Source organism: Burkholderia sp. Bmkn7, assembly GCF_041103175.1.
In the GTDB taxonomy this organism is placed as follows: Bacteria; Pseudomonadota; Gammaproteobacteria; order Burkholderiales; family Burkholderiaceae; genus Burkholderia; species Burkholderia cepacia.
The window spans coordinates 2,863,753-2,888,300 of the sequence record NZ_JBGCUH010000003.1; the positions used below are offsets into that span (position 1 = coordinate 2,863,753).

Consider the following 24,548-nt stretch of genomic DNA (forward strand, 5'->3'; position numbering starts at 1 on the left):
TGTTTCCTTCAATGGCGGCCGGTTCAGGCCCAGCCGAGTGCAGCGAGCGTCATGTCGATCAGCTTGATGAACGGGAACGGCAGCAGCACGCCGCCGAGGCCGTACACCAGCAGGTTGCGGCGCAGGAGCGACGCGGCGCCGAGCGGCCGGTACGTGACGCCCTTCAGTGCGAGCGGGATCAGCGCGACGATGATCAGCGCGTTGAAGATCACCGCCGACAGGATCGCGGAGGCCGGCGACGTCAGGTGCATGATGTCGAGCACGCGCAGTTGCGGGTACGTCGTCACGAACGCGGCCGGGATGATCGCGAAGTACTTCGCGATGTCGTTCGCGATCGAGAAGGTCGTCAGCGAGCCGCGCGTCATCAGCATCTGCTTGCCGATCTCGACGATCTCGATCAGCTTCGTCGGGTTCGAGTCGAGGTCGACCATGTTGCCCGCTTCCTTCGCGGCCTGCGTACCGGTGTTCATCGCCACGGCGACGTCGGCCTGCGCGAGCGCCGGTGCGTCGTTGGTGCCGTCGCCCGTCATCGCGACGAGGCGCCCGGCCGCCTGGTGCTCGCGGATCGTCGCGAGCTTGGTTTCCGGCGTCGCTTCCGCGAGGAAATCGTCGACGCCCGCTTCCGCCGCGATCGCCGCGGCCGTCAGCCGGTTGTCGCCCGTCACCATCACGGTCTTGATGCCCATCTTGCGCAGCTCCGCGAAGCGCTCCTTGATGCCGCCCTTCACGATGTCCTTCAGCTCGATCACGCCGAGCACGCGCGCCGCCCCTTCATGCAGGTCGGCCACGACGAGCGGCGTGCTGCCGCAGCGCGCGACGTCGTCGACCGCGCGGCGCACTTCTTCCGGAAAGCGGCTGCCGTGCGTCTCGACGTAGCGGCGGATCGCGTCGGCCGCGCCCTTGCGGATTTCGCGACCCGGGAGATCGACGCCGCTCATGCGCGTCTGTGCGGAAAAGCCGATGAACGTCGCGTGCAGCTGCGCCATATCGCGCTGGCGAATGTTGAAACGTTCCTTGGCCAGTACCACGATGCTGCGGCCTTCCGGCGTTTCGTCGGCGAGCGACGACAGCTGCGCGGCATCGGCCAGCGCTTCCTCGGTCACGCCCGGCGCCGGCACGAACATCGATGCCTGGCGGTTGCCGAGCGTGATCGTGCCGGTCTTGTCGAGCAGCAGCACGTCGACGTCGCCGGCCGCTTCGACCGCGCGGCCCGACGTCGCGATCACGTTCGCCTGCATCATCCGGCTCATCCCGGCCACGCCGATCGCGGAAAGCAGCCCGCCGATCGTCGTCGGGATCAGGCACACGAGCAGTGCGACGAGCGCGGTGATCGTCACGACGTGGCCGGCCTTCATCGCCTCGACCGAGAACATCGAGAACGGCAGCAGCGTGGCCGTTGCCAGCAGCATCACGATCGTCAGCGCGACGAGCAGGATCGTCAGCGCGATCTCGTTCGGCGTCTTCTTGCGCTTCGCGCCTTCGACCATCGCGATCATCCGGTCGAGGAACGCCTCGCCGGGGTTCGCGGTGACCTTGACGACGATCCAGTCGGACAGCACGCGCGTGCCGCCCGTCACGGACGAGAAGTCGCCGCCCGATTCGCGGATCACCGGCGCGGATTCGCCGGTGATCGCCGATTCGTCGACCGACGCGACACCGTCGACCACCTCGCCGTCGGCCGGGATCACGTCGCCGGCCTCGACCAGCACGACGTCGCCACGGCGCAGGTCGCTCGCGGTCGTGATGCGGATCGGCGACTTCGGATGCGGCTCGTTGAGCTTCTTCGCCATCACGTCCTTCTTCGCACTGCGCAGCGACGCGGCCTGCGCCTTCGAGCGCCCTTCGGCGAGCGCCTCGGCGAAGTTCGCGAACAGCACGGTGAACCACAGCCACAGCGCGATCGCGAGGATGAAGCCCGCAGGCGCCTCGGCCTGGCCGGCGAGCGCCGCGATCCACAGGATCGTGGTCAGGATGCTGCCGACGTACACGCAGAACATCACCGGGTTGCGGAACTGCGTGCGCGGCGTGAGTTTCTTGAACGAGTCCACGATCGCCGGGCGCAGCAGCGCCGGATCGAACATGGACCGTGTTGCGGAATGTTGAGTCATTGCGATCTCTTCAATCTCTTGAGTCTTTTCAACGTGTCGCCGCGCGTCATGCGCCCAGCCACATCATCAGGTGCTCGACGCCCGGGCCGAGCGCGAGCGCCGGCACGTAGGTCAGCGCGCCCACCAGCAGCACCGTGCCGAGCAGCAGCACGACGAACAGCGGACCGTGCGTCGGCAGCGTGCCGCTCGTCACCGCGATGCGCTTCTTCGCGGCCAGCGAGCCGGCGATCGCCAGCACCGGCACGATCGTGCCGAAGCGGCCGAACCACATCGCGATCGCGGTCATCCAGTTGTAGAACGGCGTGCCGACCGTCAGGCCCGCGAACGCGCTGCCGTTGTTGTTGGCCGCCGAGCTGAACGCGTAGAGGATTTCCGAGAAACCGTGCGGCCCCGGGTTCGCGATGCCGGCCTTGCCTGCATCGGCGAGCACGGCGATCGACGTGCCGACCAGCACGAGCAGCGGCGTGAGCAGCACGACGATCGACACCATCTTCATCTCGTACGCCTCGATCTTCTTGCCGACGTATTCCGGCGTGCGGCCGATCATCAGGCCGGCGACGAACACCGCGAGCAGCGCGAACACGAGCATCCCGTAGAGACCCGAGCCGACCCCGCCGTAGATCACCTCGCCGAGCTGCATCAGCAGCATCGGCACGAGGCCGCCGAGCGGCGTCAGCGAATCGTGCATCGTGTCGACCGCGCCGCACGACGCGGCCGTCGTCGCGACCGTGAAGATACCGGTCTGCGCGATCCCGAAGCGCGTTTCCTTGCCTTCCATGTTGCCGCCCGGCTGCAGCGCACCCGTCGACTGGTCGACGTGCAGCGCGGCGAGCGTCGGGTTGCCGCCCTGCTCGGCGCTCACCTCGACGCCGATCGCGAGCACGAACGCGACCGTCATCGCCGCGAGCACCGCGATGCCCTGCCGGCGGTCGCCGATCATCCGGCCGAACACGAGACACAGCGCGGCCGGGATGATCAGGATCGAGAAGATCTGCAGGAAGTTCGCGAACGGCGTCGGGTTCTCGTACGGATGCGCGGAGTTCGCGTTGAAGAAGCCGCCGCCGTTGGTGCCGAGCATCTTGATCGCTTCCTGCGACGCGACCGGGCCCATCGCGAGCGTCTGCTTCGTGAGCGGGGTCGGCACCGTGACCGCGTTGCCCTTGTCGTCCTTCACCGGATTGCCCTGCGCGTCGAGCTTCGGCGCCGCATAGGTGCTTGCCTGCAGCACCGGCACGTCCTGGTACGCCTTCATGTTCTGGATCACGCCCTGGCTCATCAGCAGCGCGGCGACGATCATCGACATCGGCACGAGCACGTACATCGTCACGCGCGTGAGGTCGACCCAGAAGTTGCCGATCGTCTGCGCGGTATGACGCGCGAAGCCGCGGATCAGCGCGATCACGACGACGATGCCGGTTGCCGCCGACAGGAAGTTCTGCACGGTCAGGCCGAGCATCTGCGTCAGGTAGCTGACGGTCTGCTCGGGCGTGTAGTCCTGCCAGTTCGTGTTGGTGACGAAGCTGACGGCCGTGTTGAACGCGCCGTCGACCGTCATCGCGCCGAATTGCTGCGGGTTGCCGGGCAGGAAGCCCTGCAGGCGCAGCAGGCCGTAGAGGAACAGCGCGCCGAGCGCGTTGAACGCGATCGTCGCGATCGCGTACTGCTTCCAGTTCATTTCGCTGCCGGCATCGACGCCGGCAATGCGGTACAGCGCGCGCTCGAGCGGCCCGAACACGCGCACGACGCGCGAACTGCCGTCCATCACCGCGGACAGGTAGCGCGCGACCGGCACGGCCGCCGCCAGCAGCACGACGACGAAGAGCAGTATCTGAAACAGGTTGTTCGCGTTCATTCGATGTCCTCCGCGCGCAGCAGCGCAAAGACGAGATACGCGAACAGCAGGGCCGTCGAGGCACCCGCCAGCCAGAGCATCCAGGTCATGCTCGCCCTCCGCGACCGTATTGCACGAGCTTGTCGCAACCGGCAACCAAACCGAGGATCAGCGCGGTGAAGAGCACCAGTGCGCCGATGAAAACCCCATCCATTTTTGTGTTCTCCATCGTCGAAATCAGACGACTAGAACCTTATGGGAACGTACGTAAAGGACGGGTCAAAGGTATCGGGGCGGGTATAAAAAACGTGTAAACGCGGGCGGCGGGGAACGGCGGGCGGAACGACGGGCAGGACGGGAGACAGGACGGGCGGCACGCCGGGAGGGCGTGCCGACATGATGCCGGCACGAAGGGATGTATCAGGGAACGAGGATCGTCGAGCCGGTGGTCTTGCGTGCTTCGAGATCTTCATGCGCGCGGCCGACTTCCGCGAGCGGATAGCGCTGGTTGATGCTGGTTTTCACCTTGCCCGACAGGATCACGTCGAACAGCTCGGCGGCCGCGGATTCGAGATCGGCGCGCTTCGCGATGTACGAGAACAGCGTCGGCCGCGTGAAGAACAGCGAGCCGCGCGACGAGAACTCCTTCGAATCGATCGCCGGCAGCGGGCCCGACGCGTTGCCGAAGCTGACGAAGTAGCCGAGCGGTGCGAGGCAGTCGAGCGAGCCGATGTAGGTGTCCTTGCCGATCGAGTCGTAGACAACCGGCACGCCGGCGCCGTTCGTGATCTCCTTCACGCGCTGCGTGAAGTTCTCGCGCGTATAGACGATCGGATGGTCGCAACCGTGCGCCTTCGCGAGCGCGGCTTTCTCGTCGGAGCCGACCGTGCCGATCACGGTCGCGCCAAGCGCCTTCGCCCATTGGCACACCAGCAGGCCGACGCCGCCGGCCGCCGCGTGGATCAGGATCGTGTCGCCGGCCTTCACCGGGTACGTGCGGCGCAGCAGGTAGTGCGCGGTCAGGCCCTGCAGCATCACCGACGCCGCGTCGTCGTAGCTGATGCCGTCCGGCAGCTTCACGAGCCGCTCGGCCGGCATCACGCGCTCCTGCGCATACGCGCCCGGCGGCTGCCCGACGTACGCGACGCGGTCGCCAGCCTTGAGCGCGGTCACGCCTTCGCCGACGGCCGTCACCTCGCCCGCCGCCTCCATCCCGAGACCGCCGGGCAGCGGCTGCGGATAAAGACCGGTGCGGAAATACACGTCGATGTAGTTGAGCCCGACCGCATGCTGCCGAATGCGGACTTCACCCGCCTTCGGCTCGCCGACCTCGACATCGACCCACTTCATCACGTCCGGGCCGCCCGGCTGGTCGTATCGGATTGCTTTCGGCATCGTTTCGCTCCTCTTCTGTCTGGAATCTGGAAATCCGGTTCGGCGAATGCATCGACATTGCGTCTGCAGCGATGCACGTGAACACGGGTGGTAGCGGAGGATTCTCGCGCGTCGTGCCCAGTCACGCAGCGCGTCGTCGCAATCCCTTCACATCGGTAGGGTTTTCGCGGGAAATGGATTGTATGGGCCGTGGTCACACTTGGTCACGTTCATATCAAGACCTTTGGGTCATACGAATTTCCGCTCCGTTCGCGTTGACCGAGGTTGGCCGCACTGCGAATTTGGCCTTGCGCCCGTGCGAGACGCGTCTGCCGTGCCGCGTTGTCGTACTGCGCTCCCGGAACCGACGACATCGACACGGGTCGGCCGGCAATTCGAATTCATGCCACGCACATTCATGAGATGACGAGCGTGCTATTTTGCCCTTTGCCCAATTCGCCCAACCCACGCCATGAAACGCTTTCTTGTCCAGAACTTGCTTGTTGTCGCGTCGTTGTCAGCGAGTATTGGCAGCGCAACCGGGGCTGCGGTTCCTCGTGTCGACGGCACCCGGCTACTCGACGGCGTGAGTCGATCGGACAACCGTCCATACGCCGACGCCGAACGCCACGCGATGGCCGGGTATCTGGCCGGGGTCGCCGATGCGACCGAGGGCAAGGCGTGGTGCGACAACGGTCGCGTCAAACCGGGAGAAATCGATTCGGAAGTGCTCGCCGCGCTCCGCCAACTGCCGAGGGACGCACTGAAGGCAAGCGCAGCGAGGTTGGTTGCCCACGCCTTGCGACAAAAATTCCCTTGCCGCTAACCGAGGAACGCTCGCTTGAAACCACCGTTCTCCATACTGAGCAGCCACTATCCAGGCAACAAGACCGTTTCGAGGGAAGCGCTTTTTCAGGAATTGGGCTGGCAAGACCTGATCCAGAATCCGTCGTATGCGAATACGTGCGCCATCCGGATCAGCGTGGCACTTGTCAAAAGCGGAATAACGTTGCGCGGCGGACTGGTCATTCAGAAAGGGCCGCACCGTGGGCGCCGAATCGAGGCGGGGCAAGCCAGGCTGGCCGAGATGCTGGCCGAGCCGGCGTATTTCGGCAAAGCCGAAGTGTTTCGGCGCGACGACGCCGTGACCGGCATCGCCTCCAGAAAGGGCATGGCGGCCTTCTGGAACATTCCGGGATACATGAACGGGCGTGGCGGGCATATCGACCTGATCGACGGTGCCCGAGCCATCTGTGGTTCAGACTGCTACTGGACGGCATCCGAAATGTGGTTTTGGCCGCTACGGTAATCGGTGGTATCCGGATTCTGCGTCACCCACACCGCTCTCCTTGACGCGCGGCGTCACCCTGCCGTAGTGGCCGAACATGGCGACGCCGGACAACGACAATCGCGCCCGCCCCCCGCCTAGCAAACGTCCTGCATGTTCCGCGCCAGATCGTCGAGCAGCATCCGCGCCGTCGCGACGTTGGTCGCGACCGGCACGTCGTGCACGTCGCACGCGCGCACGAGCGCGGTGATGTCGGGATCGTGCGGCTGCGCGGTCATCGGGTCGCGCAGGAACACGACGATGTCCACGCGGCCGTCCGCCAGTTCCGCGCCGATCTGCAGGTCGCCGCCGAGCGGCCCCGACAGCTTGCGCTCGACCTCCAGCCCGTGCGCGTCCGCGATGCGGCCGCCCGTCGTGCCGGTCGCGACCAGCCGGCATTGCGCGAGCGTCGCGCGGTATTCGCCCGCGAGCGCGACGATCTCGTCCTTCTTCGCGTCGTGCGCAATCAATGCGATGCGGGGTTTGCTCATCTCCGGTTCCTTCGTCGTTCAGTTGTTGTCGTGATCGTGATTCGGGACGCGCGCGTCAGAACGTGCCCGGATACGCGCCGCCGTCGAGCAGCCAGTTCTGCCCGGTGATGTAGCCGGCATGCACGCTGCACAGGAACGCGCACGCCGCGCCGAACTCTTGGCGCGTGCCGAGGCGGCCGGCCGGGATCTCCTTCGTGCGCCGCGCGCGCATCTCGTCGACCGTCACGCCCTGCGCCTTCGCCGACGCGGTGAGCGTGGTCGCGATCCGGTCGGTGTCGAACAGGCCCGGCAGCAGGTTGTTGATCGTCACGCCCTGCCCCGCGACCTTGCGCGAGAGCCCCGCGACGAAGCCGGTCAGCCCCGAGCGCGCGCCGTTCGACAGCGCGAGCACGTCGATCGGCGCCTTCACGGCCGAACTGGTGATGTTGACGATCCGGCCGAAGCGGCGCGCGATCATCCCGTCGACGGTCGCGCGGATCAGCTCGATCGGCGTCAGCATGTTCGATTCGAGCGCACGGATCCAGTCGTCGTGCGAGAAGTCGCGGAAGTCGCCGGGCGGCGGGCCGCCCGCATTCGTCACGAGAATGTCCGGCTGCGGGCACGCGGCGAGCGCGGCGGCGCGCCCGTCCGGCGTCGTGATGTCGCAGGCGACCGCGGTCACCGACACGTTCGCGCCGGCGCGGATCTCCTCCGCGGCTTCCTCCAGCGTGTCGCGCGTGCGCGCGACGATCACGAGGTTCACGCCCTCCGCGGCCAGCGCTTCCGCGCAGCCGCGACCGAGCCCCTTGCTTGCCGCGCACACGAGCGCGGTCTTTCCTTCGATGCCGAGATCCATCGTCGATTCCTTGGTGGCGACACGCGCCGGCGCGGCCCGGTCGCTTCGGCGCCCGGACCACGGGCGGGCCAGGCAGGCGAACGGGCGGCCGCAGGCGCGCGGATTGTCGTGAGACGTCGATATTATCCGGATCATGCGGCGCGCCTTGGTAAAATTGCGGACATAAGCGCGCGGCCGGCTTGCGCCCGCCCCCGCCCCCGATCCTCTTTTGCCGCCAAGGCGCCCCCCCGTCATGAAACAGGACAGCCGTTTCCCGAATCTCTTCATCACCGATCACCCGCTGATCCAGCACAAGCTCACGCACATGCGCGACAAGGACACGTCCACGCGCACGTTCCGCGAGCTGCTGCGCGAAATCACGCTGCTGATGGGTTACGAGATCACCCGCAACCTGCCGATTACCACCAAGCGGGTCGAAACCCCGCTCGTCGAGGTCGACGCGCCGGTGATCGCGGGCAAGAAACTGGCGATCGTGCCGGTGCTGCGCGCGGGCATCGGGATGTCGGACGGCCTGCTCGACCTGGTGCCGTCCGCGCGCGTCGGCCATATCGGCGTGTACCGCGCCGACGACCATCGCCCGGTCGAATACCTGGTGCGCCTGCCGGATCTGGAAGACCGCATCTTCATCCTGTGCGACCCGATGGTCGCGACCGGCTACTCGGCGGTGCACGCGGTCGACGTGCTGAAACGCCGCAACGTGCCGGCCGCGAACATCATGTTCGTCGCGCTGGTGGCCGCGCCCGAAGGCGTGCAGGTGTTCCAGGACGCGCACCCCGACGTGAAGCTGTTCGTCGCGTCGCTCGATTCGCACCTGAACGAGCACGCGTACATCGTGCCGGGCCTGGGCGACGCGGGCGACCGCCTGTTCGGCACCAAGAACTGAGCCCCGGCACGGCCGCGTTGCGCGCGGCCCGGTCCGCGGCCGCCCACCCGGCCGTTCGGCCATGCGCGGCGGCCCCGATCCGGCGGTCGCCGCGTGATAAAATCTCGATCCACTCGACACGCGCGGCCCCGCGGCTTCATGCCCGCCGACACGGCCGCCGACTCAACGACACATTGAAACAATCGCCCGCGCTGCGCGCCCGGGCACGGAGAAAGGTATGGCTGGTCATTCGAAATGGGCCAACATCAAGCATAAGAAGGCAGCGGCCGACGCGAAGCGCGGCAAGATCTGGACTCGCCTGATCAAGGAAATCCAGGTCGCGGCGCGCCTCGGCGGCGGCGACGTCAACTCGAACCCGCGCCTGCGTCTCGCGGTCGACAAGGCGGCCGACGCGAACATGCCGAAGGACAACGTCAAGCGCGCGATCGATCGCGGCGTCGGCGGCGCGGACGGCGCGAACTACGAGGAAATCCGTTACGAAGGCTACGGCATCAGCGGCGCGGCGATCATCGTCGACACGCTGACCGACAACCGCACCCGCACGGTCGCGGAAGTCCGCCACGCGTTCTCGAAGTTCGGCGGCAACATGGGCACCGACGGCTCGGTCGCGTTCATGTTCGATCACGTCGGCCAGTTCCTGTTCGCGCCCGGCACGTCGGAAGACGCGCTGATGGAAGCCGCGCTCGAAGCCGGCGCGAACGACGTGAACACGAACGACGACGGCTCGATCGAAGTGCTGTGCGACTGGCAGGCATTCTCGGCGGTGAAGGACGCGCTCGAAGCTGCGGGCTTCAAGGCCGAACTCGCCGAAGTGACGATGAAGCCGCAGAACGAAGTCGAATTCACCGGCGACGACGCAGCGAAGATGCAGAAGCTCCTGGACGCGCTCGAGAACCTCGACGACGTGCAGGACGTGTATACGAACGCCGTCATCGTCGAGGAATGAGATGCCGGCCGCAGCGCACCTGTTGCGGCGGCGGCCCGATCGAATCCGCGGCCGGCGCGCCTGAGCGTGCCGGCCGCCCTGTTTTCTAGTCTGCGGGGAATCCCATGAAACTACTCGTCGTCGGTTCCGGCGGCCGCGAACATGCGCTGGCGTGGAAGCTCGCGCAGTCGCCGCGCGTCCAGATGGTCTATGTCGCGCCCGGCAATGGCGGCACGGCACAGGACGAGCGTCTGAAGAACGTCGACATCACGGCGCTCGACGAACTCGCCGATTTCGCGGAAAGCGAAGGCGTCGCGTTCACGCTCGTCGGGCCGGAAGCGCCGCTCGCGGCCGGCATCGTCAACCTGTTCCGCGCACGCGGCCTGAAGGTCTTCGGCCCGACCCGCGAAGCCGCGCAGCTCGAGAGCTCGAAGGATTTCGCGAAGGCGTTCATGAAGCGCCACGGCATCCCGACCGCCGAGTACGAAACGTTCTCCGACGTGGCCGCCGCGCACGCGTATATCGACGCGAAGGGTGCGCCGATCGTCGTGAAGGCCGACGGCCTCGCGGCCGGCAAGGGTGTCGTCGTCGCGATGACGCTGGAAGAAGCGCATCAGGCCGTCGACATGATGCTGTCGGGCAACAAGCTCGGCGACGCCGGCGCGCGCGTCGTGATCGAGGAATTCCTCGACGGCGAGGAAGCCAGCTTCATCGTGATGGTCGACGGCAAGCACGCACTGGCGCTGGCTTCGAGCCAGGACCACAAGCGCCTGCTCGACGAGGATCGCGGCCCGAACACCGGCGGCATGGGCGCGTATTCGCCCGCGCCGATCGTCACGCCGCAGATGCACGCACGCGTGATGCGCGAGATCATCATGCCGACCGTGCGCGGGATGGAGAAGGACGGCATCCGCTTCACGGGCTTCCTGTACGCGGGCCTGATGATCGACAAGGAAGGCAATCCGCGCACGCTCGAGTTCAACTGCCGGATGGGCGACCCGGAAACGCAGCCGATCATGGCGCGCCTGAAGAGCGATTTCTCGAAGGTCGTCGAGCAGGCGATCGCGGGCACGCTCGACACGGTCGAGCTCGACTGGGACCGCCGCACCGCGCTCGGCGTCGTGCTGGCCGCGCACGGTTATCCGGACGCGCCGCGCAAGGGCGACCGCATCAACGGGATCCCGGCCGAGACCGAACAGGCGGTCACGTTCCATGCGGGCACGACGCTCGACGGCGACAAGCTGACGACGTCCGGCGGCCGCGTGCTGTGCGTGGTCGGCCTCGCCGATTCGGTGCGCGAAGCGCAGCAGCATGCGTACGACACGATCAACCAGATCAATTTCGAAGGCATGCAGTACCGCCGCGACATCGGCTTCCGCGCGCTCAACCGCAAGAGCGCGTAACGTTGCAACCGCCGCCCCGCCCGCGCGCGGCGGCGGCTCCTCTGCCGGGGTTCGATAGAATGCCCGGCAGATGCCTTTTTTACGGCCCCCGCTTCGCACGGGGGCACCCAGTCCAGACATGACCGATTCGACCTACGACGTGACGCGCGTGCGCACGTACCTTCAGGGCCTGCAGACACGCATCGCCGACGCGCTCGGCGCGCTCGACGGCACGCCGCTCGCGACCGATGCGTGGCAGCGCGGGCCGCAAGAGCGCCTGCGCGGCGGCGGCTGCACGCGGATTCTCGAAGGCGGCCGCGTGTTCGAGCGCGCGGGGATCGGTTTTTCCGACGTCGCGGGCGACGCGCTGCCGCCGTCGGCGAGCGCCGCGCGTCCGCAGCTGGCCGGCCGCGGCTTCGAGGCGCTCGGCGTGTCGCTGGTGCTGCACCCGCGCAATCCGTACTGCCCGACCGTGCACATGAACGTGCGGATGCTGATCGCGACGAAACCCGGCGAAGCGCCGGTCTTCTGGTTCGGCGGCGGGATGGATCTGACACCGGTTTATCCGTTCGAGGACGACGCGCGGCATTTCCACCAGACCTGCAAGGACGCGCTCGAGCCGTTCGGCGCCGAGCTCTATCCGCGTTTCAAGACGTGGTGCGACGAGTATTTCTTCCTGAAGCACCGCAACGAGACGCGCGGCGTCGGCGGGATCTTCTTCGACGATTTCTCCGAGCCCGGATTCGAACGCTCGTTTGAGATGATGCAAAGCGTCGGCGACGCGTTCCTGAACGCGTACCTGCCGATCGTCGAGCGTCGTGTCGCGCTGCCGTACGGCGAGCGCGAGCGCGACTTCCAGGCTTACCGGCGCGGCCGCTACGTCGAATTCAACCTCGTGTTCGACCGCGGCACGCTGTTCGGCCTGCAAAGCGGCGGCCGGACCGAATCGATCCTGATGTCGATGCCGCCGGTCGCGAACTGGCGCTACAACTGGCAACCCGAGCCGGGCTCGCCGGAAGCGCGCCTGAGCGAATTCCTCGTGCCGCGCGACTGGGTCTGAGCCCGCCGCGCCCCGCCGCCTCAAGAACAGGACACGTTTTTCTGGACACCATCGCCCGCCCCGCCCCGCTGCCGCGTCGTATCGGCCTGCTGGGCGGCACTTTCGACCCGATCCACGACGGCCATCTCGCGCTCGCGCGCCGGTTCGCCGGGCTGCTCGGCCTGACCGAACTCGTGCTGCTGCCCGCCGGGCAGCCGTACCAGAAGCGCGACGTGTCGGCCGCCGAGCATCGGCTCGCGATGACCCGCGCGGCCGCGGATTCGCTCGTGCTGCCGGGCGTGACCGTGACCGTCGCTACCGACGAGATCGAGCACGCCGGCCCGACCTACACGGTCGAGACGCTCGCGCGCTGGCGCGCGCGGATCGGCCCGGACGCGTCGCTGTCGCTGCTGATCGGCGCCGACCAGCTCGTGCGCCTCGACACGTGGCGCGACTGGCGCACGCTGTTCGACTACGCACACATCTGCGTGTCGACGCGCCCGGGCTTCGAGCTCGGCGCGGCGCCGCCGGACGTCGCGCGGGAAATCGCCGCGCGGCAGGCCGGCGCCGACGTGCTGAAGGCCACGCCGGCAGGCCACCTGCTGATCGATACGACCCTTTCGTTCGACATCGCCGCGACCGACATCCGCGCACACCTGCGCGAATGCATCGCGCGACATGCACAAATGCCCGACGCATCGGCCGAACATGTGCCGGCCGCCGTATGGGCCTATATTCTTCAACATCGCCTCTACCATTCCTGAATCCATGGATATTCGCAAACTGCAGCGCGTGATCGTCGACGCCCTCGAAGACGTCAAGGCGCAAGACATCAAGGTGTTCAACACCAGCCACCTGACCGAACTGTTCGACCGCGTGGTCGTCGCCTCGGGCACCTCCAACCGCCAGACCAAGGCGCTCGCGTCGAACGTGCGCGACAAGGTCAAGGAAGCCGGCGGCGACGTCGTCAGCTCCGAAGGCGAGGACACCGGCGAATGGGTGCTGGTCGACTGCGGCGACGCGGTCGTGCACATCCTGCAACCGGCGCTGCGCCAGTACTACAACCTCGAGGAAATCTGGGGCGACAAGCCCGTGCGGATGAAGCTCGGCGGTGGCAAGGGCAACGGTTTCGCGACGGCGAGCGAAGACGACGAAGAAGAGGAAGAAGCGCCCGCACGCCCGGCGCGCAAGACGGCCGCCCGCCGCCGTTGAGCCTCGAGTCGTTACGCGTCTCCCGATGAAGCTTTTCATTCTTGCGGTCGGCCACAAGATGCCGGGCTGGATCGCGTCCGGCTTCGACGAATACACAAAGCGGATGCCGCCGGAACTGCGCATCGAGTTGCGCGAGATCAAGCCCGAACTGCGTTCGGGCGGCCGCAGCGCCGAGAGCGTGATGGCGGCCGAGCGGCAGAAGATCGAGGCCGCGTTGCCGAAGGGCGCGCGCCTCGTCGCGCTCGACGAGCGCGGCCGCGACTGGACCACGATGCAGCTCGCGCAGGCGCTGCCCGGCTGGCAGCAGGACGGCCGCGACGTCGCGTTCGTGATCGGCGGTGCCGACGGGCTCGATCCGGAACTGAAAGCGCGTGCCGACGTGCTGCTGCGCATCTCGAGCATGACGCTGCCGCACGGGATGGTGCGCGTGCTGCTCGCCGAACAGCTTTACCGGGCGTGGAGCATCACGCAGAATCACCCCTACCACCGCGCATGACGTGTCGTCCTCGAGACGCGCGCCTCGCGCGCTCACCGAGATAACGACACCATGCCGTCCAGCACGTCCCCCGCACTTTTCCCGACCCTTTACCTCGCTTCACAAAGCCCGCGCCGCCAGGAGCTGCTGCAGCAGATCGGCGTGCGCTTCGAGCTGCTGCTGCCGCGCCCCGACGAGGACGCGGAAGCGCTCGAGGCCGAACTGCCCGGCGAAGCCGCCGATGCCTACGTGCGGCGCGTGACCGTCGCCAAGGCCGAGGCCGCGCGTGCGCGCCTCGTCGCGAGCGGCAAGCCGGCCGCGCCGGTGCTGGTCGCCGATACGACCGTCACGATCGACGGCGCGATCCTCGGCAAGCCGGCCGACGCCGACGATGCGCTCGCGATGCTCACGCGCCTCGCGGGCCGCGAACACGAAGTCCTGACCGCCGTCGCCGTGATCGGCGCCGACGGCGAACTCCTGCCGCCCGCGCTGTCGCGCTCGTCGGTACGCTTTTCAAATGCATCGCGCGACGCGTTCGCCCGCTACGTCGACACCGGCGAGCCGTTCGGCAAGGCCGGCGCGTACGCGATCCAGGGGCGCGCGGCCGAGTTCATCGAGCGAATCGACGGTTCCCATTCAGGTATCATGGGTCTGCCCCTTTTTGAGACCGCGGCGCTGTTGCGCGCCGCGCGTGTCGCCTTCTGAATCCCACCATGAACGAAGAAATCCTGATCAACCTCACGCCGCAGGAAACGCGGGTCGCACTCGTCCAGCAAGGCGCGGTGCAGGAGCTTCACGTCGAGCGCACGCTGTCGCGCGGGCGGGTCGGCAACATCTATCTCGGCAAGGTCGTGCGCGTGCTGCCCGGCATGCAGTCGGCATTCATCGACATCGGCCTCGAACGCGCGGCGTTCCTGCACGTCGCCGACATCTGGCATCCGCGCCTCGCGGGCGAGCCGCAGTCGGGCACGCCGCACCAGCCGATCGAAAAGACCGTGTTCGAGGGCCAGACGCTGATGGTCCAGGTGATCAAGGATCCGATCGGCACGAAAGGCGCCCGGCTGTCGACGCAGGTCAGCATCGCGGGCCGCACGCTCGTCTACCTGCCGCAGGAGCCGCATATCGGCATCTCGCAGAAGATCGAGAGCGAGGCCGAGCGCGAAGCCGTGCGCGCACGGCTGACCGCCGTGATCCCGCCGGACGAGAAAGGCGGCTACATCGTGCGCACGATCGCCGAGGATGCAACTTCCGACGAACTCGCCGGCGACGTCACGTACCTGCGCAAGACGTGGGCGACGATCGTCGGGCAGGCGCAGCGGCTGCCGGCGACGAGCCTGCTGTACCAGGATCTCGATCTCGCGCAGCGCGTGCTGCGCGATTTCGCGAACGACGACACGACACGCATCCAGGTCGATTCGCGCGAGACCTACCAGCGCCTCTCCGAATTCGCGGCCGAGTTTACGCCGGCCGTGAGCCCGAAGCTGCATCACTACACGGGCGAACGGCCGCTGTTCGACCTGTACAACATCGAGACGGAGATCCAGCGCGCACTGTCGCGCCGTGTCGACCTGAAGTCGGGCGGCTACCTGATGATCGACCAGACCGAGGCGATGACGACGATCGACGTGAACACGGGCGGTTACGTCGGTGCGCGCAACTTCGACGACACGATCTTCAAGACCAACCTCGAGGCCGCGCATACGATCGCGCGGCAGCTGCGGCTGCGCAACCTCGGCGGGATCATCATCATCGACTTCATCGACATGGAGAACGCCGAGCATCGCGACGCGGTGTTGTCCGAGCTGAAGAAGGCGCTGTCGCGCGACCGCACGCGCGTGACGGTCAACGGCTTCTCCCAGCTCGGGCTCGTCGAGATGACGCGCAAGCGCACGCGCGAATCGCTCGCGCACGTGCTGTGCGAACCGTGCCCGACCTGCCAGGGCAAGGGCCAGGTGAAAACGTCGCGTACCGTGTGCTACGACATCCTGCGCGAGATCCTGCGTGAGTCCCGGCAATTCAACCCGCGCGAATTCCGCGTGATCGCCGCGCAGCAGGTGATCGACCTGTTCCTCGACGAGGAATCGCAACATCTCGCGATGCTGATCGACTTCATCGGCAAGCCGGTGTCGCTGCAGGTCGAGTCGAATTTGAGCCAGGAGCAATACGACATCGTGCTGATGTAACGGCCGTTCGAGTCCGGTTATTTCGGGTGAGCGGTTGGCGTTGCGGCCCGCTCGATCGCATTGCTGTCCCAACGGTCGAGCCGCATCGCTTCCTCCAGCATGCCGAGCGTCAACGGCACGCGCGGTGGTTGGCGATAACGCTCGGAAAACATCGCGAGAAACGTCGTCACCCTATCCTGTTCCTCCGGGTCGAAATAGCGGCCGCAGGGAAAATCGCCCGCCTGCACGCCAAACGTTTCGGCCCACTTGTCGATAAATTCGATTGCGTCGATTCCGGTCACATACAGATCCTCTTCGAGGCATGACGACGGAGCGATCTTCAGTTCGCCGCCGAACAACGGGCGACCCGGTTCTTCGCGCGTGAACGCGGCCAGCTTTTCCCGCGTATCGGAAGGCATTTCAGAACACCGGAAAAACAGGACGCCCGCCTCGAGATCGATACGTCCGATGAACGAATTGCGATCGTCCGACATGCGACCCGCGTTGTCGTTCGAGTAGCCGCCGACCATAGCAAAGCCGAGGCAGCCCGCCATCCCTGTATCATTCGGTCATGCGCGCGATGAGCCGCCGGGTCAAGCCGCATCACGAAACGCCCATCGCGTCAATGTTCACGAATGGTTTCACGATCGCTCCCGCGATGACACGCGATCGAGACGGCGCCACGCGTCATCCTTTCGCTGCCGCCTCCGGCCGCACGATCCATTCCCCTCTCATTCACTCACCACACACCATGAGCCAAGGCCACAACCGCCGCCAGCGCAAGAAACTCCACATCGGCGAATTCCAGGAACTCGCGTTCAACGCGACCGCGCACTACCGCAATGAACTGACCGACCTCGAACGCGGCCAGCTGATCGACGCGTTCATCGACTTCGTCGAAGCGAACGGTCTGCTGACCGTCGCGTCGGCGGACGAAGGCATCGGCGCGTACGTGATCTCCGGCGCACCGCGCGGCACGACGACCGACGCCGATCGCGAACTCGTGCGCGGTTGGCTCGCCGCCCGTCCGGAACTGACCGACGTGCAGGTCAGCGAATTCTCCGACGCGTGGTACCCGGAAGCCTGACGCCCGGTTTCCCCCTGCTTTCATGCAGCGCCCGCGCCTGCCCGCCATGACGGCGGCAGGCCGGGCCGGCACCCATGCGCACGGCCCCTCGCCCGGCCACTTCCCCGTCGCCCCACGGCGACGCGACCGCCGCCGATCCCTACCTTTTCCCGACAGTCCGCCTCCAGCAAGCCGTCGAAATCGGCCCTGAAAGGAAGACACGTTAAAATCTCCCGTCGCGTGGTGCGCCGCCCGCACCCGCCATCCATCGCCAGCCGCGTGCCCTCGGGCCGCCCCCGACCCATGGAGTGAGTGTCAATGAGCGGCGGACTTCCGTTTCCCGCATCCCGCAAGTCGTTGCCGTCGTCGACGGTCTTCCTGATTCTCGCCGCCGCCGCGCTGCTGTCCGGCTGCGGGCTGCTGCCGGTCCAGAATCCGCCCGCGCCGATCAGCGAGGCGCTCGTCGAGCCCGTCCAGGAAACCGCCGGCGAACCGCTGACGATGCCGCCCGTGCCGGCGCCGACGCAGCCGGAAGGGCCGGAAGCACCGAAAAAGCCGCACCGCGAAGTCACGCGGCCCAAGCCCGTGCAGCGCCCCGAATCGCCGACGCCACCGCCGCCTCCGCCCGCGCCGATCGTCGCGACGCGCCCGCTCGACCGCACGCAGATCCATGCGCTGCTCGACAGCGAAGTCGCGCGCCGCAACGGCAAGGTGATCGGTCGCGCGGTCGACATGGTGACCGACGCGAGCGGCAAGCCGCGCGAGATGGTCGTCAACCTGCAGGGCTTCATGGGCGTCGGCGACCGCAAGGTCATCTTCCCGTGGAACGTGTTCCGCTTCACGCCGGGCGGCAAACAGGAGCCGATCGTGCTCGACGTGCCGTCGGGCGACCTGCCGCCTGCCGCGCGGCCCAAGGCCGTGCCGCTGTCGGGTTCGGCCGCGGCCTCGCCCGCGACGCGCCTGCCATTGCTCGACAGCGACGTCGAGCGCCCGAACGGCACGAAGATCGGCCGCGTCGTCGACGTGCTGATCGACCGCGCGTCGCAGCCGCAGGCTGTCGTGCTCGACCTCGGCGGGCTCGTCAATACCGACCGCCGTTCGATCGCCGCGAGCTGGGGCGCGCTGCGCTTCGTCACGCGCGACAAGGCGCTGCGTCCGCAGCTCGACCTGAACGACGCACAGATCAAGGCGGCGCCGCCCTACGCGGCCGACAAGCCGATCGTCGCGGTCTACCCGCCCGTTGCCCCGGCACCGGCTTCGTCTGCGAGTACGACCCGATGACGATCAAGCATTCCGTCAGCGTACGCAGTCTCCGGTCCCTCGACTGGCTCAACTTCTTCGTTGCAAACGTTCAAACCGGGTTCGGTCCGTTCATCGCGTCCTACCTCGCGTCGCACAAGTGGACGCAGGGCGAGATCGGCATGGTGCTGTCGATCGGCACGATCAGCGCGATGGTCAGCCAGGTGCCGGGCGGCGCCGCCGTCGATGCGCTGAAGAACAAGAAAGGCGCGGCCGCGTGGGCGATCGCGGCCATCATCCTGTCCGCGGTGCTGCTCGCGTCGAGCCCGACGATCGTGCCGGTGATCGCCGCCGAGGTGTTCCACGGTTTCGCGAGCTGCATGCTCGTGCCGGCGATGGCCGCGATCTCGTTCTCGCTCGTCGGCCGTGCCGACCTCGGCGACCGGCTCGGCCGCAACGCGCGCTGGGCATCGATCGGCAGCGCGGTCGCGGCGGGCCTGATGGGGCTCACCGGCGAATACTTCTCCGCGCGTGCGGTGTTCTGGCTGACCGCCGTGCTGGCGCTGCCCGCGCTGTTCGCACTCGCGATGATCCAGCCGACACACGAAGTGATCCCGCAATCGTCGAAGCCCGACGATCACGGCGACCACGACGAAGCCGGCGAACGCGAGACACTGCTCGAACTGCTGCGCGACCGCCGGATGCTGATCTTCGCGGCGTGCGTCGTGCTGTTCCACCTGTCGAACGCGGCGATGCTGAACCTCGCGGCCGGTGAAGTCACGGCCGGGATGGGCGAGAACGTGCAGCTCGTGATCGCCGCGTGCATCATCGTGCCGCAGGCGATCGTCGCGATGCTGTCGCCGTGGGTCGGCCGCTCCGCGCAGCGCTGGGGGCGCCGGCCGATCCTGCTGCTCGGCTTCTCCGCGCTGCCGGTGCGCGCGCTGTTGTTCGCGGGCGTGAGCAGCCCGTACCTGCTGGTGCCGGTGCAGATGCTCGACGGCATCAGCGCCGCCGTGTTCGGCGTGATGCTGCCGCTGATCGCGGCCGACGTCGCGGGCGGCAAGGGCCGCTACAACCTGTGCATCGGGCTGTTCGGGCTCGCGGCCGGGATCGGCGCGACGCTCAGCACCGCGGCTGCCGGCTACGTCGCCGATCATTTCGGGAATGCCGTCAGCTTCTTCGGGCTCGCGGGCGCCGGTGCGCTGGCCGTGCTGCTGGTCTGGCTCGTGATGCCCGAAACGCGCGTCGAGAACGGCGACGCGGCGGCCGACGAACCGGCCGCCGCATCGCCCGAACAGGCGCACTGACGCCCGCGCGCCGCCGCTACCCGCTTCCAGGCCAACGCATGATGGATACGATCAGGACACTCAACGAAGCCCGCCAGCAGATCCAGCAGTCGATCTTCGATCTGTTCAAGGGGCTGTCGTTCAGCGAACGGCTCGCGCAAGGCGGGTTGATGGCGCTGCAGGCCGTGTGCAGCGCGTGCCTCGCCTACGTGATCGGCCGCGCGATGCACACCGAGCAGGCCGTGTGGGCGGCGATCACCGCGATCGCCGTCACGCAGCACAACTACTCGGACACGATGTCGCTGTCGCGCGACCAGTTCGTCGGCGCGATGGTCGGCGGCGTGCTCGGCTTCGCCGGCGCGGCACTCGGCGGCGACCGCCTCGTCGCATATGCGATTACCGTCGCGGTCGTGATCGTCTGCTGCTGGTGCCTGAACGTCGGCAGCGCGGCACGGCTCGGCGGCGTAACCGCGACGATCGTGCTGCTGTTTCCGGGTAACGGCCCGCTGTGGGATGTTCCGCTGATGCGGCTCGGTGAAGTGACGCTCGGCACCGTGTGTGCGCTGGGCGTGTGCTGGGTGATGTCGAGAATCGAGCGCCGCTGGTTCCGCCACGCAGCGGCAAAGTGACGCGGCGGGCCGGCTGCCCGGCGCGCATCGCGGCGTCGCGATACGGGCCGGACGATCGGCCGGGTCAGTCGCCGATCCGCAGCACGATGCCGGAACCGATCTGCACCAGCAGGTGATCCCCGCCGACGCCGACCCATTGATAGCCGCGCGGCGGCGGGCTCAGGTGATAGCCGCGCCAGTCGTCGATCACGTACTGACGATCGCGGAACTCGGGAGGAAGCCGGTCGCCCTTGTGCCATTCGCGGCGCGGCTGGTCGGCCCAGCGCGGCGGCACGTCGTCATGACGCATCTGGCCGGGCGGCATGTGTTTCGGGCCGTGGCCGTGCTGCATGCCGTGGCCGCCCTGGTCGTGGTGGTTGTCGTGGTCCTGCGCCATCGCGGCCGGTGCGGCGAAACCCGCCGCGATCACCGCGGCCAGCATCATTCCGTGCATCTTCTTCATCGTGCGTTCCCTCCGTGTCGTCACGTCGAACGAAACCACTCGAACTGCCCGATGAAGACTAGCACACGGTATCGCGCGGCTACGTAACCGCGCGTTACGCCGCCTGCTGCTGGTACTGGATCCGGTGCAGGTGCGCGTAGAGGCCGCCGTGGCGCAGCAATTCGTCGTGGCTGCCCTCTTCGACGATCTTGCCGGCCTCGAGCACGAGGATGCGGTCCGCGCGCTCGATCGTCGACAGCCGGTGCGCGATCACGAGCGTCGTGCGGCCTTCCATCAGCCGCTCGAGCGCGGCCTGCACGTGGCGCTCCGATTCCGAGTCGAGCGCCGAGGTCGCTTCGTCGAGAATCAGGATCGGCGCGTCCTTGTAGATCGCACGCGCGATCGCGAGCCGCTGGCGCTGGCCGCCGGACAGCCGCATCCCGTTGCCGCCGACGAGCGTGTCGAGCCCGTCGGGCATCGCGGCGACCGCATCGGCGAGGTTCGCGGCCTCGAGCGCGGCCTGCACGCGCGCGCGGTCGGGCGTCTGCCCGTACGCGACGTTCGCGGCGATCGTGTCGTTGAACAGCACGACGTCCTGGCTGACCATCGCCATCTGGCCGCGCAGCGCGTGGAGGTCGTAGTCGGCCACCGGCACGCCGTCGACCAGGATCGCGCCGTCGGTCGGGTCGAAGAAGCGCGGCAGCAGGTTCACGAGCGTCGTCTTGCCGCTGCCGGACGGGCCCGCGAGCGCAATCATTTCACCCGGCGCGACCTTGAACGAGATGCGGTCGAGCGTCGGCCGCTCGGTCGCGCCGTAGTCGAACGACACGTTGCGGAACTCGATCTCGCCGCGCGCATGCGGCAACAGCCGGCCGCCGCCCTGCGGCTCGGCCGGCTCGTCGATCAGCCCGAAGATCAGCTCGGCGGCCGTCATCCCGCGCTGCAGCGGCTGGTTGACGTCGATCAGGTGCTTGAGCGGCGAGATCACCAGCAGCATCGACGTGACGAACGCGACGAAGCCGCCGACCGTCGTCTGGTCGTTCGACGACTGCACGACCGCGATCGTGATCACGACCGCGAGCGCGATCGACGCGAGGAACTGCGTGAGCGGCTGAGCGAGGCCGCCGGAAACCGTCATGCGCATCGCGTAGCCGCGCAGGCGCTTGCTCATCTGCGTGAAGCGGTCGATCTCGTACGCTTCGCCGTTGTGCACCTTGACGACCTTGTAGCCGCCGACCGTCTCCTCGACGATGTACGACAGCTCGTTGGTCAGCGTCTGGTGCTCGCGGTTCAGGCGGCGCAGGCGGCGGTTGATCTTGCTGACGAGCCAGCCGATGCCCGGCAGGATCACCGCGACGATCAGCGTGAGCCGCCAGTTCAGGTAGAACAGGTAGCCGAGCAGGAAGATCACCGTCAGCGAATCGCGCACCAGCGTGACCATCACGCCCGTCAGCACCGACAGGATCTGGTTGACCTCGAACACGATCGCGTTGATCACCGTGCTCGCGGTTTCGCGCTGGAAGAACGACGCGCCGGTATGGATCATCCGCTGGAACATCTCGAGCCGCAGTTGCAGCAGGATGCGGTTCGATACGTAGTTGAGCAGGTAATTCGACGTGTACTGGGACACCCCGCGCACGAGCGCGAGGCCGATCACCGCGATCGGTACGTACCATTTCGCACGGTCGCTGCCGTGCGCGCCGAAGCCGTGGTCGAGGAGCGGCTTGAGCAGCGCCGGGATACCGGCCTCGGTGGCCGCGACGACGCCCATCGTCATCACGGCGAGCACCACGATGCCGATCAGCGGCCGGATGTACGGCCACAGGCGCTTGAGGACCGTCACGGGCGAGGTGCCCGTGCCGTCCATCGGTTTGCGAAGAGTGTTCTGGGTTTCCAAGGCAATCCTTCTTGAGCCGCGAAGCGGCGCCCGGGCGTGGCCGCCCGGGATGTCGCCCTGTCGGGCGGGTGCCGAAAAGGGCTCAACATTATAGCCGCACCGCCCCGGCGGGCACGGTCATGGCCGACGCGGGGCCGAAGCGGTCGGCGGCCGGCCCGCGGGTATACTGCCGCTCACCGTTTTCTCCGCCTTTCCGACGATTTCATGGCTGAACCCTCCCTCGGCGTCGCCCTCATCGCCCTCAATGCGTCCGCGCGGCTTGCGCAGTGCCTTGCCGCGCTGTCGTTCGCCGACGACGTCGTCGTCATCGACGGCGGCAGCACCGACGATACGGTCGCGATCGCGCAGGCGCACGGCGCGCGCGTGATCGTCGAGCGCGACTGGCCGGGCTTCGGCCCGCAGAAGAACCGCGCGCTCGACGCGCTCGACACCGACTGGATCCTGTCCCTCGATACCGACGAAGTCGTCACTCCCGAACTCGCGCAGTCGATCCGCGACACGATCCGCGCACCGAACGCGCAGGTCTATGCGGTCGACCGGCTGTCGAGCTTCTGCGGCCAGTGGATCCATCACAGCGGCTGGTATCCGGACTGGGTGCCGCGCCTGTTCCGGCGCGGCTGCGCGCGCTTCTCGGACGATCTCGTGCACGAGCGCCTCGTGTTCGATGGCGCGGCGCAGCGCCTGTCCGGCAAGCTGATGCACTACTCGTACGAAGATTTCGAAACCGTCGTGCGCAAGCTCGACGCGTATTCGACGGCCGGCGCGCGCCAGCGCCGCGCGGCCGGCCAGCGCGGCGGCTTCGGCAAGGCGCTCGCGCGCGGCGCCTGGGCGTTCGTGCGCACCTACGTGCTGCGGCGCGGCTTCCTCGACGGCCGCGCCGGCTTCATGATCGCCGTGTTCAACGCGGAAACCGTGTATTACCGGTTCCTGAAGCTCGGCCACGAACGGGCGCGCTGAGCGCCCGCCCGGCACGCGACCGGCGCGGCGTTACAATGCCGGGCTGCCCGCGCCGCGCGTGCCCGCTCGCCCGACTGGCGGCGCCGCGCGCCGCCCGCCACGACGACCACCGAATCCGACCGCCATGTTCTCCATCATCATTCCGACCTGGAACAACCTGCCGTACCTCAAGCTCGTCGTCGACAGCCTGCGCCGCCACTCCGCGTACGACCACCAGATCATCGTCCACGTGAACGACGGCTCCGACGGCACGCTCGACTGGGTGCGCAGCGAAGGCATCGAACACACCGCGTCGCCGACCAACATCGGCATCTGCCACGCGGTGAACTGGGCCGCCGCACGCGCGACCCGCGACTACGTCGTCTACATGAACGACGACATGTTCTGCTGCCCCGGCTGGGACACAGCGCTCGTGCGCCGCATCGAACAGATGCCGACCGACCTGTTCATGCTGTCGGGCACGATGATCGAGCCGGTCGACACGCGCAACCCGTGCGTCGTGGTCAGCAATTTCGGCCGCGACGCCGAGCATTTCGATGCGGCGGGCCTCGTCGCGGCGGCCCCGAAGCTCGCGCGCGCGGACTGGCTCGGCTCGACCTGGCCGCCGACGCTCGTGCACCGCGACTGGTGGAACCGGATCGGCGGCTACAGCAGCGAACTGTCGCCCGGCATGAGCAGCGACAACGATTTCTCGATGAAATTCTGGGATGCCGGCTGCCGGATCTTCATTGGCGCCGGCGACAGCCTCGTCTACCACTTCCAGCAGAAAAGCACGGGCAAGATCGTCAAGAACGACGGCCGCCGCCAGTTCCTCAACAAATGGGGCATGACCCAGGCGACGTTCGACCGCTACTACCTGCATCGCGGCGAACCGGCCGGCACGCGCGTCGCGCTCGACACGCCGGCCATCGAAGGCCGCCTGAAGCGCGCGCTGCTGCGTTCGCGGATCAAGCGCGCGTTCAGCTGATCGGGCCCCGAAAACAGCGCGGAAACGCCCCCTGCTTCGCGT

General features: G+C 67.5%; 27 protein-coding genes. 17 read left to right on the top strand and 10 right to left on the bottom strand.

What is annotated here, in order from left to right; translation table 11 throughout:
• Positions 1–23: 23 nt before the first annotated feature.
• The 5 genes from kdpB to AB3K92_RS34945 all read right to left on the bottom strand — a co-directional run bounded on the left by kdpB (position 24) and on the right by AB3K92_RS34945 (position 5,334).
• Positions 24–2,108: a potassium-transporting ATPase subunit KdpB gene (kdpB, locus tag AB3K92_RS34925; protein WP_369466687.1), complete on the bottom strand. Its 2,085-nt coding sequence runs from the start codon at positions 2,106–2,108 to the stop codon at positions 24–26.
• A 46-nt stretch (positions 2,109–2,154) separates the two neighbouring features.
• Positions 2,155–3,960, bottom strand: coding sequence for a potassium-transporting ATPase subunit KdpA (kdpA, locus tag AB3K92_RS34930; RefSeq protein ID WP_021161106.1), 1,806 nt, complete (start codon positions 3,958–3,960; stop codon positions 2,155–2,157).
• Positions 3,957–4,049: a K(+)-transporting ATPase subunit F gene (gene kdpF / locus AB3K92_RS34935; RefSeq protein WP_006752209.1), complete on the bottom strand. Its 93-nt coding sequence runs from the start codon at positions 4,047–4,049 to the stop codon at positions 3,957–3,959. Before kdpF ends, kdpA begins: the two co-directional genes overlap by 4 nt.
• Positions 4,046–4,168: a hypothetical protein gene (locus AB3K92_RS34940; protein ID WP_021161104.1), complete on the bottom strand. Its 123-nt coding sequence runs from the start codon at positions 4,166–4,168 to the stop codon at positions 4,046–4,048. Before AB3K92_RS34940 ends, kdpF begins: the two co-directional genes overlap by 4 nt.
• A gap of 191 nt (positions 4,169–4,359) precedes the next feature.
• Positions 4,360–5,334, bottom strand: coding sequence for a quinone oxidoreductase (locus AB3K92_RS34945; RefSeq protein WP_021161103.1), 975 nt, complete (start codon positions 5,332–5,334; stop codon positions 4,360–4,362).
• 451 nt (positions 5,335–5,785) lie between these two features.
• Here AB3K92_RS34945 and AB3K92_RS34950 point away from each other — a divergent pair, with 451 nt between their 5' ends.
• Both AB3K92_RS34950 and AB3K92_RS34955 read left to right on the top strand, forming a co-directional pair.
• Positions 5,786–6,139 (top strand): Rap1a/Tai family immunity protein, encoded by a 354-nt coding sequence (locus AB3K92_RS34950; RefSeq protein ID WP_053076232.1) that lies wholly within the window; start codon positions 5,786–5,788, stop codon positions 6,137–6,139.
• Between the two features lie 15 nt (positions 6,140–6,154).
• On the top strand, positions 6,155–6,622 hold the full coding sequence (locus AB3K92_RS34955) for a T6SS effector amidase Tae4 family protein (RefSeq protein ID WP_369466688.1): 468 nt from the start codon (positions 6,155–6,157) through the stop codon (positions 6,620–6,622).
• 116 nt (positions 6,623–6,738) lie between these two features.
• On the opposite strand, the gene AB3K92_RS34960 is transcribed toward AB3K92_RS34955, so the two are convergent.
• Together AB3K92_RS34960 and AB3K92_RS34965 are read right to left on the bottom strand one after the other, a co-directional pair.
• A complete protein-coding gene (locus AB3K92_RS34960) occupies positions 6,739–7,131 on the bottom strand; it encodes a methylglyoxal synthase (protein ID WP_042976092.1) in 393 nt (130 codons plus the stop codon).
• Between the two features lie 55 nt (positions 7,132–7,186).
• Positions 7,187–7,966, bottom strand: coding sequence for an SDR family oxidoreductase (locus tag AB3K92_RS34965; protein WP_042976090.1), 780 nt, complete (start codon positions 7,964–7,966; stop codon positions 7,187–7,189).
• Between the two features lie 232 nt (positions 7,967–8,198).
• Between AB3K92_RS34965 and upp the strand changes: the two genes are divergently transcribed.
• The 9 genes from upp (at position 8,199) to rng (ending at position 16,065) form a co-directional block, all read left to right on the top strand.
• Positions 8,199–8,849, top strand: coding sequence for a uracil phosphoribosyltransferase (gene upp / locus AB3K92_RS34970; RefSeq protein ID WP_011352740.1), 651 nt, complete (start codon positions 8,199–8,201; stop codon positions 8,847–8,849).
• A gap of 217 nt (positions 8,850–9,066) precedes the next feature.
• Positions 9,067–9,795, top strand: coding sequence for a YebC/PmpR family DNA-binding transcriptional regulator (locus AB3K92_RS34975; protein WP_006478227.1), 729 nt, complete (start codon positions 9,067–9,069; stop codon positions 9,793–9,795).
• A 104-nt stretch (positions 9,796–9,899) separates the two neighbouring features.
• Positions 9,900–11,177 carry a phosphoribosylamine--glycine ligase gene (gene purD, locus AB3K92_RS34980; RefSeq protein WP_021161100.1) on the top strand — a complete coding sequence of 426 codons (1,278 nt, stop codon included), beginning with the start codon at positions 9,900–9,902 and terminating at the stop codon, positions 11,175–11,177.
• 118 nt (positions 11,178–11,295) lie between these two features.
• The gene (hemF, locus tag AB3K92_RS34985; RefSeq protein WP_021161098.1) at positions 11,296–12,216 is read left to right on the top strand and encodes an oxygen-dependent coproporphyrinogen oxidase; all 921 of its coding nucleotides are present in this window, start codon (positions 11,296–11,298) and stop codon (positions 12,214–12,216) included.
• 41 nt (positions 12,217–12,257) lie between these two features.
• Complete coding sequence (locus tag AB3K92_RS34990; RefSeq protein WP_230946697.1) at positions 12,258–12,959, top strand: nicotinate-nucleotide adenylyltransferase; 702 nt, start codon at positions 12,258–12,260, stop codon at positions 12,957–12,959.
• Between the two features lie 4 nt (positions 12,960–12,963).
• Positions 12,964–13,407, top strand: coding sequence for a ribosome silencing factor (gene rsfS / locus AB3K92_RS34995; RefSeq protein WP_006484266.1), 444 nt, complete (start codon positions 12,964–12,966; stop codon positions 13,405–13,407).
• Between the two features lie 25 nt (positions 13,408–13,432).
• Positions 13,433–13,903, top strand: a complete 471-nt coding sequence (rlmH, locus tag AB3K92_RS35000) for a 23S rRNA (pseudouridine(1915)-N(3))-methyltransferase RlmH (protein ID WP_006484265.1) — start codon at positions 13,433–13,435, stop codon at positions 13,901–13,903.
• A 51-nt stretch (positions 13,904–13,954) separates the two neighbouring features.
• The gene (locus AB3K92_RS35005) at positions 13,955–14,587 is read left to right on the top strand and encodes a nucleoside triphosphate pyrophosphatase (protein ID WP_060072155.1); all 633 of its coding nucleotides are present in this window, start codon (positions 13,955–13,957) and stop codon (positions 14,585–14,587) included.
• 8 nt (positions 14,588–14,595) lie between these two features.
• Entirely contained in the window at positions 14,596–16,065 is a 1,470-nt protein-coding gene (gene rng / locus AB3K92_RS35010) for a ribonuclease G (RefSeq protein WP_021161094.1), read from the top strand.
• A 17-nt stretch (positions 16,066–16,082) separates the two neighbouring features.
• On the opposite strand, the gene AB3K92_RS35015 is transcribed toward rng, so the two are convergent.
• Positions 16,083–16,463 (bottom strand): DUF1493 family protein, encoded by a 381-nt coding sequence (locus AB3K92_RS35015; RefSeq protein ID WP_369466866.1) that lies wholly within the window; start codon positions 16,461–16,463, stop codon positions 16,083–16,085.
• Positions 16,464–16,795: 332 nt separating this feature from the next.
• Here AB3K92_RS35015 and AB3K92_RS35020 point away from each other — a divergent pair, with 332 nt between their 5' ends.
• From AB3K92_RS35020 to AB3K92_RS35035, 4 genes are all read left to right on the top strand, one after another.
• Complete coding sequence (locus AB3K92_RS35020) at positions 16,796–17,131, top strand: YggL family protein (protein WP_027786829.1); 336 nt, start codon at positions 16,796–16,798, stop codon at positions 17,129–17,131.
• Positions 17,132–17,428: 297 nt separating this feature from the next.
• Entirely contained in the window at positions 17,429–18,391 is a 963-nt protein-coding gene (locus AB3K92_RS35025) for a PRC-barrel domain-containing protein (RefSeq protein ID WP_021161090.1), read from the top strand.
• Positions 18,388–19,656: an MFS transporter gene (locus AB3K92_RS35030; protein WP_021161089.1), complete on the top strand. Its 1,269-nt coding sequence runs from the start codon at positions 18,388–18,390 to the stop codon at positions 19,654–19,656. Before AB3K92_RS35025 ends, AB3K92_RS35030 begins: the two co-directional genes overlap by 4 nt.
• 41 nt (positions 19,657–19,697) lie before the next feature.
• Entirely contained in the window at positions 19,698–20,264 is a 567-nt protein-coding gene (locus AB3K92_RS35035; protein ID WP_021161088.1) for an aromatic acid exporter family protein, read from the top strand.
• Between the two features lie 64 nt (positions 20,265–20,328).
• Here AB3K92_RS35035 and AB3K92_RS35040 read toward each other — a convergent pair whose 3' ends face one another.
• Both AB3K92_RS35040 and msbA read right to left on the bottom strand, forming a co-directional pair.
• Entirely contained in the window at positions 20,329–20,706 is a 378-nt protein-coding gene (locus AB3K92_RS35040) for an RcnB family protein (protein WP_369466689.1), read from the bottom strand.
• A 94-nt stretch (positions 20,707–20,800) separates the two neighbouring features.
• Positions 20,801–22,552 (bottom strand): lipid A export permease/ATP-binding protein MsbA, encoded by a 1,752-nt coding sequence (msbA, locus tag AB3K92_RS35045; RefSeq protein ID WP_034195746.1) that lies wholly within the window; start codon positions 22,550–22,552, stop codon positions 20,801–20,803.
• Between the two features lie 234 nt (positions 22,553–22,786).
• Here msbA and AB3K92_RS35050 point away from each other — a divergent pair, with 234 nt between their 5' ends.
• Both AB3K92_RS35050 and AB3K92_RS35055 read left to right on the top strand, forming a co-directional pair.
• Complete coding sequence (locus tag AB3K92_RS35050; RefSeq protein ID WP_048020453.1) at positions 22,787–23,539, top strand: glycosyltransferase family 2 protein; 753 nt, start codon at positions 22,787–22,789, stop codon at positions 23,537–23,539.
• 124 nt (positions 23,540–23,663) lie between these two features.
• The gene (locus AB3K92_RS35055) at positions 23,664–24,506 is read left to right on the top strand and encodes a glycosyltransferase family 2 protein (protein ID WP_027786823.1); all 843 of its coding nucleotides are present in this window, start codon (positions 23,664–23,666) and stop codon (positions 24,504–24,506) included.
• Positions 24,507–24,548 lie beyond the last annotated feature (42 nt).

Bases quoted from the DNA above. Each gene is read 5' to 3' on its own strand.
- kdpB (WP_369466687.1), bottom strand. From the start codon at position 2,108: ATGACTCAACATTCCGCAACACGGTCCATGTTCGATCCGGCGCTGCTG.
- kdpA (WP_021161106.1), bottom strand. From the start codon at position 3,960: ATGAACGCGAACAACCTGTTTCAGATACTGCTCTTCGTCGTCGTGCTG.
- kdpF (WP_006752209.1), bottom strand. From the start codon at position 4,049: ATGACCTGGATGCTCTGGCTGGCGGGTGCCTCGACGGCCCTGCTGTTC.
- AB3K92_RS34940 (WP_021161104.1), bottom strand. From the start codon at position 4,168: ATGGAGAACACAAAAATGGATGGGGTTTTCATCGGCGCACTGGTGCTC.
- AB3K92_RS34945 (WP_021161103.1), bottom strand. From the start codon at position 5,334: ATGCCGAAAGCAATCCGATACGACCAGCCGGGCGGCCCGGACGTGATG.
- AB3K92_RS34950 (WP_053076232.1), top strand. From the start codon at position 5,786: ATGAAACGCTTTCTTGTCCAGAACTTGCTTGTTGTCGCGTCGTTGTCA.
- AB3K92_RS34960 (WP_042976092.1), bottom strand. From the start codon at position 7,131: ATGAGCAAACCCCGCATCGCATTGATTGCGCACGACGCGAAGAAGGAC.
- AB3K92_RS34965 (WP_042976090.1), bottom strand. From the start codon at position 7,966: ATGGATCTCGGCATCGAAGGAAAGACCGCGCTCGTGTGCGCGGCAAGC.
- upp (WP_011352740.1), top strand. From the start codon at position 8,199: ATGAAACAGGACAGCCGTTTCCCGAATCTCTTCATCACCGATCACCCG.
- AB3K92_RS34975 (WP_006478227.1), top strand. From the start codon at position 9,067: ATGGCTGGTCATTCGAAATGGGCCAACATCAAGCATAAGAAGGCAGCG.
- purD (WP_021161100.1), top strand. From the start codon at position 9,900: ATGAAACTACTCGTCGTCGGTTCCGGCGGCCGCGAACATGCGCTGGCG.
- hemF (WP_021161098.1), top strand. From the start codon at position 11,296: ATGACCGATTCGACCTACGACGTGACGCGCGTGCGCACGTACCTTCAG.
- rsfS (WP_006484266.1), top strand. From the start codon at position 12,964: ATGGATATTCGCAAACTGCAGCGCGTGATCGTCGACGCCCTCGAAGAC.
- rlmH (WP_006484265.1), top strand. From the start codon at position 13,433: ATGAAGCTTTTCATTCTTGCGGTCGGCCACAAGATGCCGGGCTGGATC.
- AB3K92_RS35005 (WP_060072155.1), top strand. From the start codon at position 13,955: ATGCCGTCCAGCACGTCCCCCGCACTTTTCCCGACCCTTTACCTCGCT.
- rng (WP_021161094.1), top strand. From the start codon at position 14,596: ATGAACGAAGAAATCCTGATCAACCTCACGCCGCAGGAAACGCGGGTC.
- AB3K92_RS35015 (WP_369466866.1), bottom strand. From the start codon at position 16,463: ATGCCTTCCGATACGCGGGAAAAGCTGGCCGCGTTCACGCGCGAAGAA.
- AB3K92_RS35020 (WP_027786829.1), top strand. From the start codon at position 16,796: ATGAGCCAAGGCCACAACCGCCGCCAGCGCAAGAAACTCCACATCGGC.
- AB3K92_RS35025 (WP_021161090.1), top strand. From the start codon at position 17,429: ATGAGCGGCGGACTTCCGTTTCCCGCATCCCGCAAGTCGTTGCCGTCG.
- AB3K92_RS35030 (WP_021161089.1), top strand. From the start codon at position 18,388: ATGACGATCAAGCATTCCGTCAGCGTACGCAGTCTCCGGTCCCTCGAC.
- AB3K92_RS35035 (WP_021161088.1), top strand. From the start codon at position 19,698: ATGGATACGATCAGGACACTCAACGAAGCCCGCCAGCAGATCCAGCAG.
- AB3K92_RS35040 (WP_369466689.1), bottom strand. From the start codon at position 20,706: ATGAAGAAGATGCACGGAATGATGCTGGCCGCGGTGATCGCGGCGGGT.
- msbA (WP_034195746.1), bottom strand. From the start codon at position 22,552: ATGGACGGCACGGGCACCTCGCCCGTGACGGTCCTCAAGCGCCTGTGG.
- AB3K92_RS35050 (WP_048020453.1), top strand. From the start codon at position 22,787: ATGGCTGAACCCTCCCTCGGCGTCGCCCTCATCGCCCTCAATGCGTCC.
- AB3K92_RS35055 (WP_027786823.1), top strand. From the start codon at position 23,664: ATGTTCTCCATCATCATTCCGACCTGGAACAACCTGCCGTACCTCAAG.